The following is a 14152-nucleotide window of genomic DNA, read 5'->3' as shown; positions in this document are numbered from 1 at the left end:
CATGGCCGCGACTGTCGCCCTGCTGGGCGCCACCGGTGGGGTGGGCCGGCACGCCCTGGCGCACCTGCTGGCCTGGAGCGTGGACGACGTCCGCGCCGGCACCCGCGATCCCGCCCGGCTGGGCGTGGACGATCCCCGGGTGCAGGCGCGGGCGGTGGACGTCACCGACCCGGCGAGCCTGGACGCGTTCTGCGCCGGCTGCCACACAGTCGTCAACTGCGCCGGGCCGGCGGCCTCGATCGGCGACACGGTGGCCCGCGCGGCGGCCCGCTGCGGCGCCGGCTACGTCGACGCGGCCGGCGACGACCCGCTGCACGCGGCGGTGTCCGCCCTGCCCGGGGCCGCCGACCGGGTCGCGGTGCTCTCCGCCGGTCTGATGCCCGGCCTGTCCGGGCTGCTCCCCGCCCACCTCGCGGCCCAGGTGCCGGGGGCGCGGCGGATGACCGGGTACGTCGGCGGTCGCGACGGGTTCACACCCGGCGCCGCCCTGGACTTCCTCGCCGCCGGAGACGCCGAGTACGGCGAGCCGTCGGCCGCGTGGCGTGACGGCGCGCGACGCAGCCACGCCCTCACCGCGCGGGCGGAGGCGCCGGTGCCGTTCTTCGACGAGCCGGTGCTGCTGCAGCCGTACCTCAGCACCGAGACCGAGCGGCTCGCCCGCCGGCTGGGCCTGACCGACGTCGACTGGTGGTCGGCGTTCGCCGGCAGCCGGTTGCCGGCGGCGCTCGCCGCGAGCGCCCGCCGAGCGCGCGACGGCGCGACGGCGGCGCAGCTCGCCGACGCCGCCGCGCAGCTGTGCCGGGCGGCCGAGCTGGACACCTTCGGGCGACCCCGCTACCAGCTGCTGGTGGTCGAGCTGACCGGCCCGGCGGACGCCCGCGTGCTGGTCTGCCGGGGGACCGGCGCGAACGCGCTCACCGGCGCGGCTGTCGCCCTCGGTGCCCTCGCGGTCGCCGCCGGCGACGTGCCACCGGGCGTGCACCACCTGGCCGAGGCGGTGGATCCCGGATGGGCGGTGGACCTGCTGCGCACCAGCCCGGCGGTCACGTCACTGCGCGTCGAGGACGGCCCGTTGGGGTCGTACGACCTGATCGAGGAGGGGGTGGCGTGAAACCGAGAGTGCTTGTCGCCGGCACCAAGTTCGGCCAGGTGTACCTGCAGGCGTTCCGGCAGCCGAACTTCCCGTTCGAGCTGGCCGGGATCCTCGCCGGGGGCAGCGCCCGGTCGGTGGCCTGTGCCCGGCACTACGGGGTACCGCTGTGGACCGATGTCGCCCAGGTGCCCGAGGACGTGACGCTTGCCTGCGTGGTCATCCGTGGTGGCCTGCTGGGCGGGCCGGGCGGCGAGGTGGCCCGGGCGCTGATGCAGCGCGGCCTGCATGTGTTGCAGGAGCATCCGCTGCACCACGACGAGCTGGTCGAGTGCCTGCGCACCGCCGGACGGGCCGGTGTCGTCTACCACCTGAACTCGTTCTACGTGCACACCGCCCCGGTACGCCGGTTCCTCGCTGCCGCCCGGGCGCTGCTGGCCCGGCAGCCGGCCCGCTACGTCGACGCGGCCTGCGGGTTCCAGGTCGCGTACGCGCTGCTGGACATCCTCGGTCAGGCCCTCGGCGGCGTCCGACCGTGGGGCCTGGCCCCGTCGGTCGAGCTGCCCGAGCAGGTACGCCGGCTGTCCCGGGTGGACGTGCCGTTCCGCAGCCTCGACGGGGTGCTCGCCGGTGTGCCGTTGACGCTGCGGGTGCAGAACCAGATGGACCCGGCGGACCCGGACAACTACGCGCACCTGCTGCACCGGGTGACGATCGGCACCGAGGCCGGCAACCTGACCCTGGTCAGCACGCACGGGCCCACCGTGTGGAGCCCTCGGCCGGACTTCCCGCAGCAGGTGCAGGACCGGGGCGTGGGACGGCCGCACTTCGCCGACGGCGAGAGCGATGAACCGGACCACCTGGACGTGCCGAGCGCGCAGCCGCTGGCCGACACCGTCGCGCCCAGCTACCGCAGGGTGTTCGACGAGGTGTGGCCGGCCGGCGTCGGGTACGCGCTGGGCAACCTGCACGCCGCGGCGCTGGGTGGACAGAAGCTGGCCCGCCACGGCCAGTACCACCTGAGCCTGTGCCAACTGTGGCAGGACGTCACCGCCCGGCTCGGGCCACCCGAGCTGGTGCACTCCGTACCGCCGCGGATGTTCGGGGCGTCCGACGTGGCGGATTTGGCCGACGCGGCGGCGAGGGCGGTCGACCCGTCCCCGGCCGACGTGTCGTGGGCCGGCGAACAGCCGGTCGGAGCGCGCCCGTGACCCCCGTCGCGCGGACGTGGCTGCGGTGCTTCCGGCCGCTGCGCTGGCCCGCGCTGCGTCTCGTCTGCTTCCCGCACGCCGGCGGCAACGCCGCGTTCTACCGGGCGTGGTCGGCGCAGGTGCCCGACGACGTAGAGGTGCACGGCGTGCAGTATCCGGGCCGGATGGACCGGTCGACGGAGCCGTTCGCGGCCGACCTGCCGAGCCTGGCCGAGGGCGTCGCGCAGGCGGTGCGGGCACTGCCGGCCGACGCGCCTGTCGTCCTGTTCGGGCACAGCCTCGGCGCGTCGGTGGCGTACGAGACGGCACGCCTGTTGGACGGCCCCGGCAGCGTGCTGCGGGCGCTTGTCGTCTCCGGTCGCCCCGGTCCGGGTCGGCTGCGGGCCACGAGCGTGCACCTGGCCGACGACGACACGCTGTGGGCGGAGACCGGACGCCTCGGCGGCACCGGCCGCGAGACCCTCGACCACGAAGGGGTACGCGCCATCGCCCTGCCGGTGCTGCGCGCCGACTACCGGATCGCCGAGACGTACCGCCCGGAGCCACCCGTGCCGCTGCGCGCGCCGGTGCTGGCCTGCGTCGGCGCGGACGACCCGGAGGTCACCGCCGACGAGGCCGGCGACTGGGCGCTGCGCACCCGCGGCGAATTCACAGTGCACACCTTCCCCGGCGGGCACTTCTACCTGCTGGCGCGGCGCAACCAGCTCATCGACACCATCCTGCGGGCCACGCACCGCAGCCCGGTGCCCACCTGGTCGGCGGCCGGCCCGTGATCCCGGCGAGCCTGCACTACCACCGGGCCCGGGATCTCACCGAGGCGCTGGAGCTGCGCCGGGCGTACGGGGACCAGTTGCGGCCACTGGCCGGCGGGCAGTCACTCCTGCCGGCGCTCAAGCTGCGCCGGGACCGGGTCGACACGCTGCTGGACCTCGGCCGGGTCACCGAACTGTCGTACGTGGCGCACCGCGACAACCACCTGGCCGTCGGCGCGCTGACCCGCTACCACCGGCTCCTCGGCGACCCGCTCGTCGACAGGTACGCCCCGCTGCTGGCGGTCGCGGCCGCGGCTGTCGGTGACCCGCAGGTGCGGCACCTCGGCACCGTCGGCGGGGCGCTGGCCCAGGCCGATCCGGCCGCCGACCTGCCCCTGGCCCTGGTCGCGCTGGACGCCGTGGTGGTGCTGCGCAGCGCCACCGGGGCGCGAACCGTGCCCGCCGCCGAGCTGGCCGTCGCGCCGGGCGTGACGGTGTGCCGGCCCGACGAGCTCGTCACCGAGATCCGGGTGCCGCTGCCCGGCCCGGCCCGCTGGCGCTACCTGACGTTCGCCCGCCCGGCGTTGGAGTGGTCGGTGGTCGCCGTCGCCGTCGCCGACTCCCGGGTGGCGCTGGCCGGGATGGGTCCGACCATCCGGCGGGCGTACGGGGTCGAGGCGGCCCTCGCCGAGGGCGCCGGTGTGACGGTCGCGGCGGCACGCGCCGACGAGGGGTGCGACCCGCCCGACGACGTACGGGCCTCGGCCGCGTACCGGCGGCACCTCAGCCGGGTGCTGGTGGCCCGCGCCCTGACCGATTCCGGCAGCACCGCGGAGGAGCCACGATGAGCATCGACGCCCGGCCCGGTACGACGACAGTCGCCGTCACCGCCACCGTCAACGGCCGCCCGGAGAGCCGTCGGGTGCCCTCGCGCACCCTGCTGGTGCACCTGCTGCGTGACGAGTTGGGGCTGACGGCCGCGACGGTGGGCTGCGACACCACCTCCTGCGGCGCCTGCACCGTGCTGCTCGACGGTCGGTCGGTCAAGTCGTGCACCCTGCTGGCCGCGCAGGCCGACGGCGCGGACATTCGCACCGCCGAGGGGCTCGCCGACGGCGACCGGCTGCACCCGGTGCAGGAGGCGTTCGCCGAGCACCACGCCCTGCAGTGCGGCTTCTGCACCCCGGGGATGGTCCTCGCGGTGGTGAGCCTCCTTCAGGAGAACCCGGGGCCGCTCACCGAGCACGACGTGCGGCACGCCCTCAAGGGCAACCTGTGCCGCTGCACCGGCTACCACAACATCGTCCGTGCCGTGCTCGCCCTCGACGGGGCCCGACGGGCCGGATGACCGCCAGAGACCGGAAGGGAGGCCGACCATGTCGGCGCGTTACGTACTCGGGGTGAACATCGGCTTCCACGACTCCAGCGCCGCGCTGGTCCGCGACGGCGCGCTCTGCGCCCTGGTCGAGCAGGAGCGGGTCAGCCGCCGCAAGCACGCGGTGGGCCAGCCGCCCGCCGAGGCGATCGCCGCGTGCCTGGCGATGGCGGGCATCGGCGCACGGGAGGTGGACACCGTCGCCATCGGCTGGGACTTCCGGGACATCCCGCTGGGCCGCAACCGACGGTTCACCACCGAGGGGCTACGGGCGATGCTCTTCCCCGACGACGAGGACCTGCCCATGCCTGCGGTCCGCTGGGTGCCGCACCACGTCGCGCACGCGGCCAGCGCCGCGTACAGCTGCGACTGCGAGGAGGCCGCCGTCCTGGTCCTCGACGGCGCCGGCGAGACGCAGTCGACCTCGTTCGGCAGGTACGCCGACGGCGAGATCGAGATCCTGCGGGAGTGGCCCGTGGAGCAGTCGCTGGGCTTCTACTACAACGCCGCAGCCGAGTGGGCCGGACTGGGCTACTGGGGCACCGGCAAGCTGATGGGGCTGGCCGCCTACGGCAGACCCGGTCCGGGCGCGCCGGTGCGACCCGTCGCGGGCGGGTACGAGCTGGTCCGCGGCACGCCCACCGCCGAGGTCCCGAGTCGACGGGCCGCGACGCTCGGCCCGCTGATGGCGTACTACCCGGCCGTCGCCGAGTCGCTCAAACCCGAGTTCGGCAAGCTGTTCCCGTACGCGCCGCGCACCGGCGAGGAACCCATCGCGTACGCGGACTTCGCCGCGACGATCCAGCAGGGGCTGGAGGAGACGGTGCTGTCCCTGGCGGCCGACCTGCGTCGGCGGGTCGACACCCCGGTGCTGGCGCTCGCCGGCGGGGTCGCGATGAACTGCACCATGATCGGTGTGCTGGTCCGCAGTGGACTCTTCGACCGGGTCTACGTCCCGCCGGTGCCCACCGACGCGGGGGTGTCCCTCGGGGCGGCGCTTGTCGCGGCGCGGGAGTGCGGGGAGTTCACGCCCACCCGCATCGACCACGCGTACTGGGGTCAGCCGATCACCACGGAGGCCGGCGAGGCGGCCGCCGCGCGCGCCGGCATGGTGCACCGCCGCCTCGGCGACGACGAGTTGGCCCGATCCGTGGCCGGTGAACTCGCCAGGGGTCGGATCGTGGGCTGGGCGCGCGGCCGGGCGGAGATCGGGCAACGGGCGCTCGGCGCGCGCAGTCTGCTGGCCGATCCGCGGTCCCGGCGCAACCTGGAACGCCTGAACGTACTCAAGGGCCGGGAGATGTGGCGGCCGGTCGCGCCGAGCATCCTCGCCGAACACGTGTCGGACCTGATCGAGGGGCCGGTCGGCGAACCGTCGCGGTTCATGCTGGCCGCCGCGTCGCTGCGTCCGGACGCCCGGCTGCGGGTTCCGGCGGTGACCCACGTGGACGGCTCGGCCCGCCCGCAGACCGTGCACCGCGACACCAACCCCGGCTACTGGGCGCTCATCGAGCAGTTCCGGCAGCTCACGGGCGTGCCGGCGGTGGTCAACACGTCGTTCAACCTGGCCGGTGACCCGATCGTGAACTCGGCCGCCGACGCGGTCGACACGTTCGTACGTGCCAAGGAGATCGACCTGTTGGTGCTCGGCGACGCGGTGGTGGCCCGCAGCGAGGCCGACCTGCCGGCCTGACGTGCGTTGGGGCCGCCCGGTATCGGGCGGCCCCAACGTGTCGAGCGGGCTCAGGCGCGGGTTGACTGGCGGTCGCGGCGCCACACCTGGCGGAGCCGGCCGACGAAGAAGTCCCGGTTCACCCAGTAGAACTCCAGCCAGATGTTGTCCGGGTCGCGCAGCCAGATCTGCGACCCCGCCTCGTGCTTGGAGGTGGTGATGCCGGAGTGCGTGACGCCGACGGCGTCCAGGTGGGCCACCCACTCGTCCAGGTCGCCGCGCTCGGGCACGTGGTAGGCCAGGTGGTGCAGCCCCGGTCGCCGCTCGTCGAAGCGGTCGCCGCCGGTGGGGCGGTCGCCGTCGACGCGGGTCTCGGGCGGGTCCTCGACGCAGCCCAGCACCACCGAGGCGAACGACGCCCTGTGCAGCAGGGTGCGGAAGCGGAAGCCGGACTCGGGTGGGGTGACGTCGTTGACCACCACCATCTCGAACACCGAGCAGTAGAACGCGGTGCTGCGCTCCAGGTCGACGACAGTGAGGTTGATGTGGTTACGGCCGTCCAGGCGTGGCATCGCCGGCCTCCTCAGGCGGTCCGGCCGGCCGCCGCGACGGCCGGTCTGCCGTCGGCCCGGTCGCCGTCGGCCGCGGGTACCGCCGGCACGGCCTCCAGGACCGACATCGACGAGGTCGGCGTGATCCGCTCCAGCCGGAACCCGGCGTCGTCGAGCAGCGCGCGGAACTCCGGCTCGGTGCGGGTCCGCCCGCCGAAGAGGGCGAGCGCCTTGACGTCCATCACCTTGCCGGTGTCGTCGTGGTTGCCGTAGCGGCTCACCGACTCGACGATGACCACTCGGCTGTCGGGCCGGGCTGCCGCGCGGACGTTGCGCAGGATCGCGGCGGCCTGCTCGTCCGGCCAGTCGTGGATGATCGTCTTGAGCAGGTACACGTCGGCGCCCTCGGGCAGCGGGTCGAAGAAGCTGCCGCCGCGGACCTCGCACCTCTCGGCGACACCCGCGCGGGCCAGCACGTCCGGCGCCTCGGCGACCACGTGCGGCAGGTCGAGCAGGATCGCGCGCAGCTCGCGGTGGCGGCCGAGCAGGCCGGCGACGAACGTGCCGTGTCCGCTGCCCACGTCCACAAGCGTCCGGGCCGCGCCCAGGTCCAGCGCCGGCGCCACGGTGCGCAGCACGAACGGGTTGACACTCTCGGCCGACCGCTCGAACCGGACGCACTCGTACGGGTGGTCGGCGAAGTGGTCGTAGTAGCGCGTGCCGCCGTGCACGTGCCCGAACGCGGTCTCACCGGTGCGCAGACTGTGCGTCAGGCGGGCCCACGAGTAGATGTCCGGTGGCATGAGGGGGAAGCACTCGCGTACCGAGAACGGGTGGTCGCTGCGCAGGGGCTCGGCCAGCGGGGTGAGCCCGAACACCTCGGGCGTGACCTCGGTGAAGATGCCCCGACCGGCCAGCGCGCGCAGGCCACGCGTCAACGCGGCGGGGTCGGCGCCGACGCGGCGGGCCAGCACGTCCACCGGCAACGGACCCTCGATGAGCTGGTCGGCGACCGCGAGGTCACACATGACCCGGATGGTGAACGGAACGATGTAGTCGGCCAGTTCGGTGAGGCGGGTGACCGACGCGAGGTCGATGCGAGGCGTCACGGGCATGTCCGTACGGTATCCGGTCGAGCGTTGCGATACCAGATAGCATACGAGACACTTGATACGTGCATCTGAACCTGTTCACCCAGTGCTCGCCGTCGCCGCAGTTCAAGGGGTTCTGGCGGCACCCCGCCGACCGCACCGCCACCGGCTACCGCGACCTCGGCTACTGGGTCGAGCTGGGTCGCCGGCTGGAGGCCGCCTGCCTGGACGCGCTCTTCTTCGCCGACGTGCACGGCACGTACGACGTCTACCAGGGCTCCTGGCGGGCGGCAGTGCGGCACGCCGTGCAGATCCCGTCGATCGACCCGCTGCTCGTGCTGCCGGCGATCGCGGCCACCACCTCGCGGCTGGGCCTCGCCGTCACCTACTCCACGACGTACCACTCCCCGTACGAGTGCGCCCGGGTGTTCAGCTCGCTGGACCACCTCACCGGCGGACGGGTCGCCTGGAACATCGTCACCTCGTATCTGCGGTCCGCGTCGGCGAACGGGCTCGGCTCGTACCTGGATCACGACGAGCGCTACGACCGGGCCGACGAGTACGTCGAGGTGGCCCGCCGGCTCTGGGAGGAGAGCTGGGACGACGACGCGGTCCGGCGCGACGTCGCCGCCAACGTCTTCACCGACCCCGACCGTGTGCGCGAGATCGGCCACGACGGCCGCTGGTTCTCGGTGCGGGGCCCGCACCAGTGCGAGCCGTCGCCGCAGCGCACACCTGTGCTCTACCAGGCCGGCGCGTCCGGGCGGGGAATGACGTTCGCGGCCCGGCACGCCGAGGTCGTCTTCCTGACCATGGCGGACCCGGCCAGCGGCGCGTCGCAGGTGGCGAGGCTGCGCGCCGAGGTGGCCGCCCACGGGCGCGACCCGCGCGCGGTCAAGGCGTTGCAGGGCAGCATGGTGATGGTCGCCCCGACCAAGGCGGAGGCACGACGGCGGGCCGAGGAGTACGTGGCGCTGTGGAGTGGCGAGGGCCAGCTCGCCAAGTGGTGCGGCTGGATGGACGTGGACCTCGCGGCGTACCCGGACGAGACGCCGGTGGCGGAGATCGCCGGGCAGGGCAGCCAGAGCTTCGTGGGCTTCCTGCGCCGACTCGGGCCCGAACGCACCTGGACGGTGGGCGACGTGCGCTACCTGGTGGCGACGGCCCGCCGACCCCGCACCGGCGCGCCGGTGACCCTCTTCGGCACTGTCGAACAGGTCGCCGACCGGATGGAGGAGTGGCGCGCGGTGGCCGACGTGGACGGTTTCAACCTCATTCCCTGCCCGACGACCCAGGGCATCGACGACATCTGCGACCTGCTGGTGCCGGAGTTGCAGCGGCGTGGCCTGTTCCGCACCGCGTACGACCCGGCCGAGCGGACCCTGCGGGAGCGCTACTTCGGCGCCGGCGCGCCCGTGCCCGCCCGGGTGCCGGCACGGGACACGCACGCGCCTGCCGAACCCGCCGCCGCGCGGGGCTGACATGCCGCTTCGGCCGCGCGCCGCTCGGGTGCGCCGTGGCCTGAACATTGCGCGGTCAAAACGACGCCACAGTCGGAACGGCGCTGCGACCTGAATAATGCCGCACTCAGAACGGTGCCGGGCTCAACACGCCGCCGCGGCCAGGACAGCCCGCCGTCAGGAAGTGGTTCGGGAGCCTATGTCGCGCGGATCGTCACGGCAGACGTCGTCGTCACACCTGGTACGACCGGCCCGTACCTCGCTAGTGTGCGATGCAGGACTAGCGAGAACAGTGAGAATATGGAACGACCAACCAGGGCAGTGGCGGAGTTGGCCGAACAGCGCGGCTACGGTTCGCATGTCGTGACGGCGGTGCTGGCCGACATCGGCTCCGGGTGCCTGAGCGTCATCGCGCCCTTCGTCCTGGTACTCGTCGGCACCGGGCTGCTCGTCGCCGGCGGTGGCCCGGTGACGACCGTGGTGGGCATCGCTCTGATTGTTCTTGCACCCGTGGTCGCCTTCCTCTTCTGGCGGGCGTACGGCCGGACCTGGGCGCGAGCACCCAGGTTGTACTGCTTCGAAGCCGGCTTCATTCTTGGCGGGAACGGACAGCTGCGGCCGTATGCGTGGAACGAGGTGGATGTGCGGAAGGGGTCGAAGACCCATCTTGTCGGGCAGGGGCAGAGCCCCCAGACCTTCGCCTACCTCGAGGTCCGCACAAAGGAGGGCGAATTGCTGGTCACTCTGGGTGAGGCGAACCATCTCCGAGAGGTTGCAGAGTTGGCGGCACGCGTTTCGTAGCCGACCTGCTTGCGGCAAGGTGCGAACGCCGTCGCGGCGTCGATGTGCACGAGAACCTGTCCCATGTATCGCCGACGCGTCGGTCACTTCTCGGCGGTAACCTGTCGGGCTGACGCCGGGTTGGCGGCGAAGGTTGGAGGCCGGATGGTTCACGAAACGACGAGCCGCGCAGTCTGGGAGGCGGACCGGACGATCGCCCGGCTATGCGCTACGAGCTATGTACAACAGGTGTTTCCCGAAGCGGTCCGCCTCTGGGGCACGGACGGCGATCCGACCGAACCCGACGAGCTCGACGCGGTGTGGCGGATGCCGGGAGACCACGGCGAGCGGCTGCTCGCGGTCACCGCGCTGGCCGGCGAGTACGAGCTGCCGCGACGGCGTCTCCCGTACGGGACGACGGTGGTCGGTGGCACCCGCGACTATCTCCGCTACGCCGTCGACCGGCTCCGTGAGCATGGGCGGAACGACCTCGCCGGGGCGATCGAACAGGAGATGTACGCCGACCGCCTGTGGTATTTCGAACTTGCCGCCGTGGTGACCATGGTGAACGGGGAGCACCGGGTGGAGGACGTCCGTGCCCGGCAGTACGACATCAGTGACGCCAGCCTGCTGCGCGCCCTGTTGACGGCGATTCGGGCCGGCGACCGCGACGCGACCGAGAAGCTACGCCAACCGTTCGGAGAAGACCTGCTCAAGGCTCTGGTCGACGCGTACCCCTCGCTGGACACCTGGCCGCAACGCGCCCAACTGGTGCGGGCAGTCTCCGGCCGCCACGGTCCAGTGGTCACACCGGTGATGGCAGCCATCCTCGACATCCCGGACGACGCAGGCGGATCGGGCGACCCCGACATGGCACGGGAGGTCCGGGCCATCGCGCTGAACATGCTGGAGGCCGGCGGCTCCGTCGAGCGGTTCATGCGCTACTACGAGGACGACGAGGCCGCCGCCGCCGCGATTGCCCGGTACCGGGCGGGATAGCCGCTACGCTCCCGCGCCACGCACCGCTACCGCTCGTCGGCCCGCTGGCCACCGTCGGCATCGGACGCTCAGGCGCCCCCTCGGCTGCTCGTCGCTCGATCGAGTAGAAGCTGGAGATCTAGATCATCGTGTCGTCGGTGCAGGTGTGGCGCTCAGGCCAGATCAGTCCTGACGATCACGCTCAGAACATCGTGGTGTCGACGTCGGCGTCGGAGAGCAGGGCGCCGACAGTGGCGTAGCTGTCGCGGCTGTTGACGAAGTGCTGTGTCGCGGTGTTGATGTCGCGCAGCCGACGTTGCAGCGGCGAGGAGTCGAACACTGTCGACGCGCCGGCCAGCGCGTACGCCGTCTGCACGGCCTGTAGCGCGGTGGCCGTGACCTGCGTGGCGGTGGCCCGCAGGCAGGCACGGTCCAGCGCGCTGAGCACCTCGCCGCGCCGCGCGGTCTCCCAGGCTCCGGCCGCCTCGCGGTGCAGCAGCGCCCGGGCCGCGCGCAGGGCCACGTGGGCCTCGCCGAGCCGGTCGTGGAACACCGGCGAGTCGGCGAGCGACCGGGTGCTGAACGTCCGCCGACGGCCGGCGGCGGCGTGCGCCGCCGCGTCGTGCACGGCCCCCTGCGCGATGCCGAGGTCGACGGCCGCGATGAGCAGCCCGGCCTGGGCGATCCGGAAGACGGTGCGGCGTACGTCGTCGCCGTCGCCGACGAGGCTGAAGCCGCGGTGCTCGGGGCAGGTGCGGCCGGCCGCCCGCACGTCCTGGCTGGCCGTGCCGCGCAGGCCCAGCACCTGCCAGGTGTCGACGGGCTCCAGCTCGCCGGCGGGGAAGAGCACCATCCGGGTCAGCGGGGCCCCGTTGGGCAGGGTCCGGGGGGTCCGCCCGTCGAGCACGATGCAGTTCAGGTAGATCCAGCTCGCCTGCGGGCTGCCGGTCACGAACGGCCACTGGCCGCTGACCCGCCAGCCGCCCGCCCCGTCCGGGGCCGCCCGACCCTTCGGCGCGACCGCGCCCGCGCCCAGCACGTCCGGACCGTGCGCGTAGATCTCGTCGCGGGCGGCGTCGGGAAAGCAGGCGAACAGCAGGTGCGCCAGGCCGACCTGGCCGATCAGCCAGCCGGTGGAGGCGTCCACGGTGGAGAGCTGCTCGATGACGCGCAGCGCGTCGCGCAGCGGCAGGTCGGCGCCACCGTACGCGGCCGGCACCAGCATCCGCAGGCAGCCCGCCGCACTCAGTTCGGCGAGAACGTCCTCGGGGACCCGGCCCGCCCGGTCAATCTCCGCCGCCCGCTCGGCGAGCGCGGGGAGCAGTCCGTCGACGCGGGGAAGCGTACTGGTCACGGTTGGACTCTATCGCCTTCCTCGTATCTTGTTTAGCCTTGTATCTGCTATCAATCTCGGATAGACGTATCGGGGAGGAGGTGACGGGCCGATGACCGCACGCGCCGTGGCGGAGTCGCCGCTGCTGAGCTGGCTGGAGCGTCCCCGGCAGGACCGGGGTGTGCACTTCGCCGCCGGCGGCGACGACTGGAGCTTCCTGTCGTACGCCGAGCTGGCCGACCGGACCCGGGTGATCCTGGCCGGCCTGCGGGCGGTCGGGGTGACGCCGGGCGACGTGGTGTCCATCGTCGAGCCCGCCGGCCCCGACTTCGTCGCCACGCTGTTCGCCGCGATGGCCGCCGGGGCGGCGCCCTCGCCGATCGCCCCACCGCTGAACTTCCAGGACCGCGCGGTCTACGGGGAGCACGTGCTGGGTCTCCTGCGCGCCGCCGCGCCGCGGGTGGTGGTCTGCGCGGCCACCCTCACCGCCGCCATCGCGCCGCTCGCCGACACCGCAGGGGTGCCGCGCGTGCTGAGCGCCGACGAGCTGGCCGACGCCGCAGGCGGGTCCCGGGGGGCGGTGGCGGATCCCGGCCCGCTGGCCCTGCTGCAGTTCACGTCCGGCTCCAGCGGCCGCGCCCGGGGCGTGCAGGTGCCGCACGCGGCGCTGGCCGCCAACGTCGCGGCGATCCGGCGGTGGCTCGCGATGACCCCCGACGACCCGACCGCGTCCTGGCTGCCGGTGCACCACGACATGGGTCTCATCGGTTGCCTGGTCACCCCGGTGGTCAACACCAGCGACCTGTGGCTGATGCCGCCGGAGGAGTTCGTCCGCAACCCCGGGCGCTACCTGCGCTGCTTCGGGGCGCACGGCGCGCGCCTGACCTCGATGCCGAACTTCGGGCTGGAGTACATCGCCCGCCGCGTCCGTCCCGAGGCGCTGACCGGGCTGGACTTCTCCGCCTGGCGCGCGGTCATCGTCGGCGCCGAACGCGTCGACGCCGAGGCGCTGCGCCGCTTCTGCGCCCTGCTCGGCCCGCACGGCTTCGACCCACGCGCGCTGCTGCCCGCGTACGGGCTGGCCGAGGCGACCCTGGCCGTCACCGGGCTGCCGCTCGACGAGCTGTACCACGCCGTCGAGCTGCGCCCGGACCGACTGCGGCTGGGCGCACGGGCCGTTGCGGACCCGGGCGAGCCGGTCGACGGCGGCGTCGAGGCGTACCCGGTGGTGGGTTGCGGACGGCCGTTGACCGGGGTGCGGGTGCGGATCGTGGACGAGGCCGGCGCGCCGCTGCCGGACGGGGTGGTCGGCGAGATCGAGGTGCACGGCCCGTCCGTCGCCCGGGGGTACGTCAACGCGGCCGACTCGGCGTCGCAGACCGCGCTGGGCGGTGGGGTGCTGCGCACCGCAGACGCCGGGTTCCTGCACGACGGGCAGTTGCACGTGCTGGGCCGCCTCGGCGACAGCATGAAGGTGCGCGGCCGGGCGGTCTTCGCCGAGGATCTCGAGTGGGCCATCTGCCGCCCCGGGGTGCCGGCGCAGCGGATGGCCGCGCTGCTGGGCCACCGCGGCGGCACCGCGACGGTGGTGGCCGTCTTCGAACAGGCCCAGCCGGAGTGGCTGGCGCAGGCGGAGCGCGAGCTGCGCCGCCGGGCGGAGGGGGCGCAGGTGGTCATCGTGGACGCGCCACGCGGCACCATCGCCCGCACCTCCAGCGGCAAACCCAAACGACGCCAGCTGTGGCAGGCGTTCGTCGATGACCGGCTGCCCGGAACCGTGGTCACCACGGGACCGGTCGGTCAGCGAGACCAGACCGAGCAGACGACGACGGCGTCCTGAGGGACGTTCGGACAGGAGG

General features: G+C 73.5%; 13 protein-coding genes. 10 read left to right on the top strand and 3 right to left on the bottom strand.

Annotated elements, in window-relative coordinates:
* The first annotated feature begins 1 nt into the window (after position 1).
* From AB0K10_RS21555 to AB0K10_RS21530, 6 genes are read left to right on the top strand one after another with little or no spacing between them, the layout of a single operon-like run.
* Complete coding sequence (locus AB0K10_RS21555) at positions 2 to 1111, top strand: NAD(P)H-binding protein (protein WP_363686005.1); 1110 nt, start codon at positions 2 to 4, stop codon at positions 1109 to 1111.
* Positions 1108 to 2301 (top strand): Gfo/Idh/MocA family oxidoreductase, encoded by a 1194-nt coding sequence (locus AB0K10_RS21550; RefSeq protein WP_363686003.1) that lies wholly within the window; start codon positions 1108 to 1110, stop codon positions 2299 to 2301. The genes AB0K10_RS21555 and AB0K10_RS21550 overlap by 4 nt, the downstream gene beginning before the upstream one ends.
* Positions 2298 to 3074 carry an alpha/beta fold hydrolase gene (locus AB0K10_RS21545; protein ID WP_363686001.1) on the top strand — a complete coding sequence of 259 codons (777 nt, stop codon included), beginning with the start codon at positions 2298 to 2300 and terminating at the stop codon, positions 3072 to 3074. Before AB0K10_RS21550 ends, AB0K10_RS21545 begins: the two co-directional genes overlap by 4 nt.
* Positions 3071 to 3901 carry a xanthine dehydrogenase family protein subunit M gene (locus tag AB0K10_RS21540; RefSeq protein ID WP_363686000.1) on the top strand — a complete coding sequence of 277 codons (831 nt, stop codon included), beginning with the start codon at positions 3071 to 3073 and terminating at the stop codon, positions 3899 to 3901. Before AB0K10_RS21545 ends, AB0K10_RS21540 begins: the two co-directional genes overlap by 4 nt.
* The gene (locus tag AB0K10_RS21535; RefSeq protein ID WP_363685998.1) at positions 3898 to 4401 is read left to right on the top strand and encodes a (2Fe-2S)-binding protein; all 504 of its coding nucleotides are present in this window, start codon (positions 3898 to 3900) and stop codon (positions 4399 to 4401) included. Before AB0K10_RS21540 ends, AB0K10_RS21535 begins: the two co-directional genes overlap by 4 nt.
* A gap of 28 nt (positions 4402 to 4429) precedes the next feature.
* Positions 4430 to 6121, top strand: a complete 1692-nt coding sequence (locus AB0K10_RS21530; RefSeq protein ID WP_363685996.1) for a carbamoyltransferase C-terminal domain-containing protein — start codon at positions 4430 to 4432, stop codon at positions 6119 to 6121.
* 50 nt (positions 6122 to 6171) lie between these two features.
* Here the strand turns inward: AB0K10_RS21530 and AB0K10_RS21525 are convergent, their stop codons facing one another.
* On the bottom strand, positions 6172 to 6672 hold the full coding sequence (locus tag AB0K10_RS21525) for a VOC family protein (RefSeq protein ID WP_363685994.1): 501 nt from the start codon (positions 6670 to 6672) through the stop codon (positions 6172 to 6174).
* 11 nt (positions 6673 to 6683) lie between these two features.
* Positions 6684 to 7766 carry a methyltransferase gene (locus tag AB0K10_RS21520; RefSeq protein WP_363685992.1) on the bottom strand — a complete coding sequence of 361 codons (1083 nt, stop codon included), beginning with the start codon at positions 7764 to 7766 and terminating at the stop codon, positions 6684 to 6686.
* A 59-nt stretch (positions 7767 to 7825) separates the two neighbouring features.
* On the opposite strand from AB0K10_RS21520, the gene AB0K10_RS21515 reads away from it, so the two are divergent.
* From AB0K10_RS21515 to AB0K10_RS21505, 3 genes are all read left to right on the top strand, one after another.
* Complete coding sequence (locus tag AB0K10_RS21515) at positions 7826 to 9223, top strand: LLM class flavin-dependent oxidoreductase (protein WP_363685990.1); 1398 nt, start codon at positions 7826 to 7828, stop codon at positions 9221 to 9223.
* A 279-nt stretch (positions 9224 to 9502) separates the two neighbouring features.
* Positions 9503 to 10003, top strand: coding sequence for a hypothetical protein (locus AB0K10_RS21510; protein WP_363685988.1), 501 nt, complete (start codon positions 9503 to 9505; stop codon positions 10001 to 10003).
* A 228-nt stretch (positions 10004 to 10231) separates the two neighbouring features.
* Positions 10232 to 10981: a hypothetical protein gene (locus AB0K10_RS21505; RefSeq protein ID WP_363685986.1), complete on the top strand. Its 750-nt coding sequence runs from the start codon at positions 10232 to 10234 to the stop codon at positions 10979 to 10981.
* 181 nt (positions 10982 to 11162) lie between these two features.
* Here the strand turns inward: AB0K10_RS21505 and AB0K10_RS21500 are convergent, their stop codons facing one another.
* Positions 11163 to 12314 (bottom strand): acyl-CoA dehydrogenase family protein, encoded by a 1152-nt coding sequence (locus AB0K10_RS21500; RefSeq protein WP_363685984.1) that lies wholly within the window; start codon positions 12312 to 12314, stop codon positions 11163 to 11165.
* A gap of 91 nt (positions 12315 to 12405) precedes the next feature.
* Between AB0K10_RS21500 and AB0K10_RS21495 the strand changes: the two genes are divergently transcribed.
* Positions 12406 to 14133 carry an AMP-binding protein gene (locus AB0K10_RS21495; RefSeq protein WP_363685982.1) on the top strand — a complete coding sequence of 576 codons (1728 nt, stop codon included), beginning with the start codon at positions 12406 to 12408 and terminating at the stop codon, positions 14131 to 14133.
* The last annotated feature ends 19 nt before the right edge of the window (positions 14134 to 14152 follow it).

It is taken from the genome of Micromonospora sp. NPDC049274 (genome assembly GCF_040678875.1).
In the GTDB taxonomy this organism is placed as follows: Bacteria; Actinomycetota; Actinomycetes; order Mycobacteriales; family Micromonosporaceae; genus Micromonospora.
This window is presented reverse-complemented; position numbering and strand designations above follow the sequence as displayed.

Coding starts and splice junctions, on each gene's coding strand:
- AB0K10_RS21555 (WP_363686005.1), top strand. CDS start 2: ATGGCCGCGACTGTCGCCCTGCTGGGCGCCACCGGTGGGGTGGGCCGG.
- AB0K10_RS21510 (WP_363685988.1), top strand. CDS start 9,503: ATGGAACGACCAACCAGGGCAGTGGCGGAGTTGGCCGAACAGCGCGGC.
- AB0K10_RS21535 (WP_363685998.1), top strand. CDS start 3,898: ATGAGCATCGACGCCCGGCCCGGTACGACGACAGTCGCCGTCACCGCC.
- AB0K10_RS21520 (WP_363685992.1), bottom strand. CDS start 7,766: ATGCCCGTGACGCCTCGCATCGACCTCGCGTCGGTCACCCGCCTCACC.
- AB0K10_RS21495 (WP_363685982.1), top strand. CDS start 12,406: ATGACCGCACGCGCCGTGGCGGAGTCGCCGCTGCTGAGCTGGCTGGAG.
- AB0K10_RS21530 (WP_363685996.1), top strand. CDS start 4,430: ATGTCGGCGCGTTACGTACTCGGGGTGAACATCGGCTTCCACGACTCC.
- AB0K10_RS21525 (WP_363685994.1), bottom strand. CDS start 6,672: ATGCCACGCCTGGACGGCCGTAACCACATCAACCTCACTGTCGTCGAC.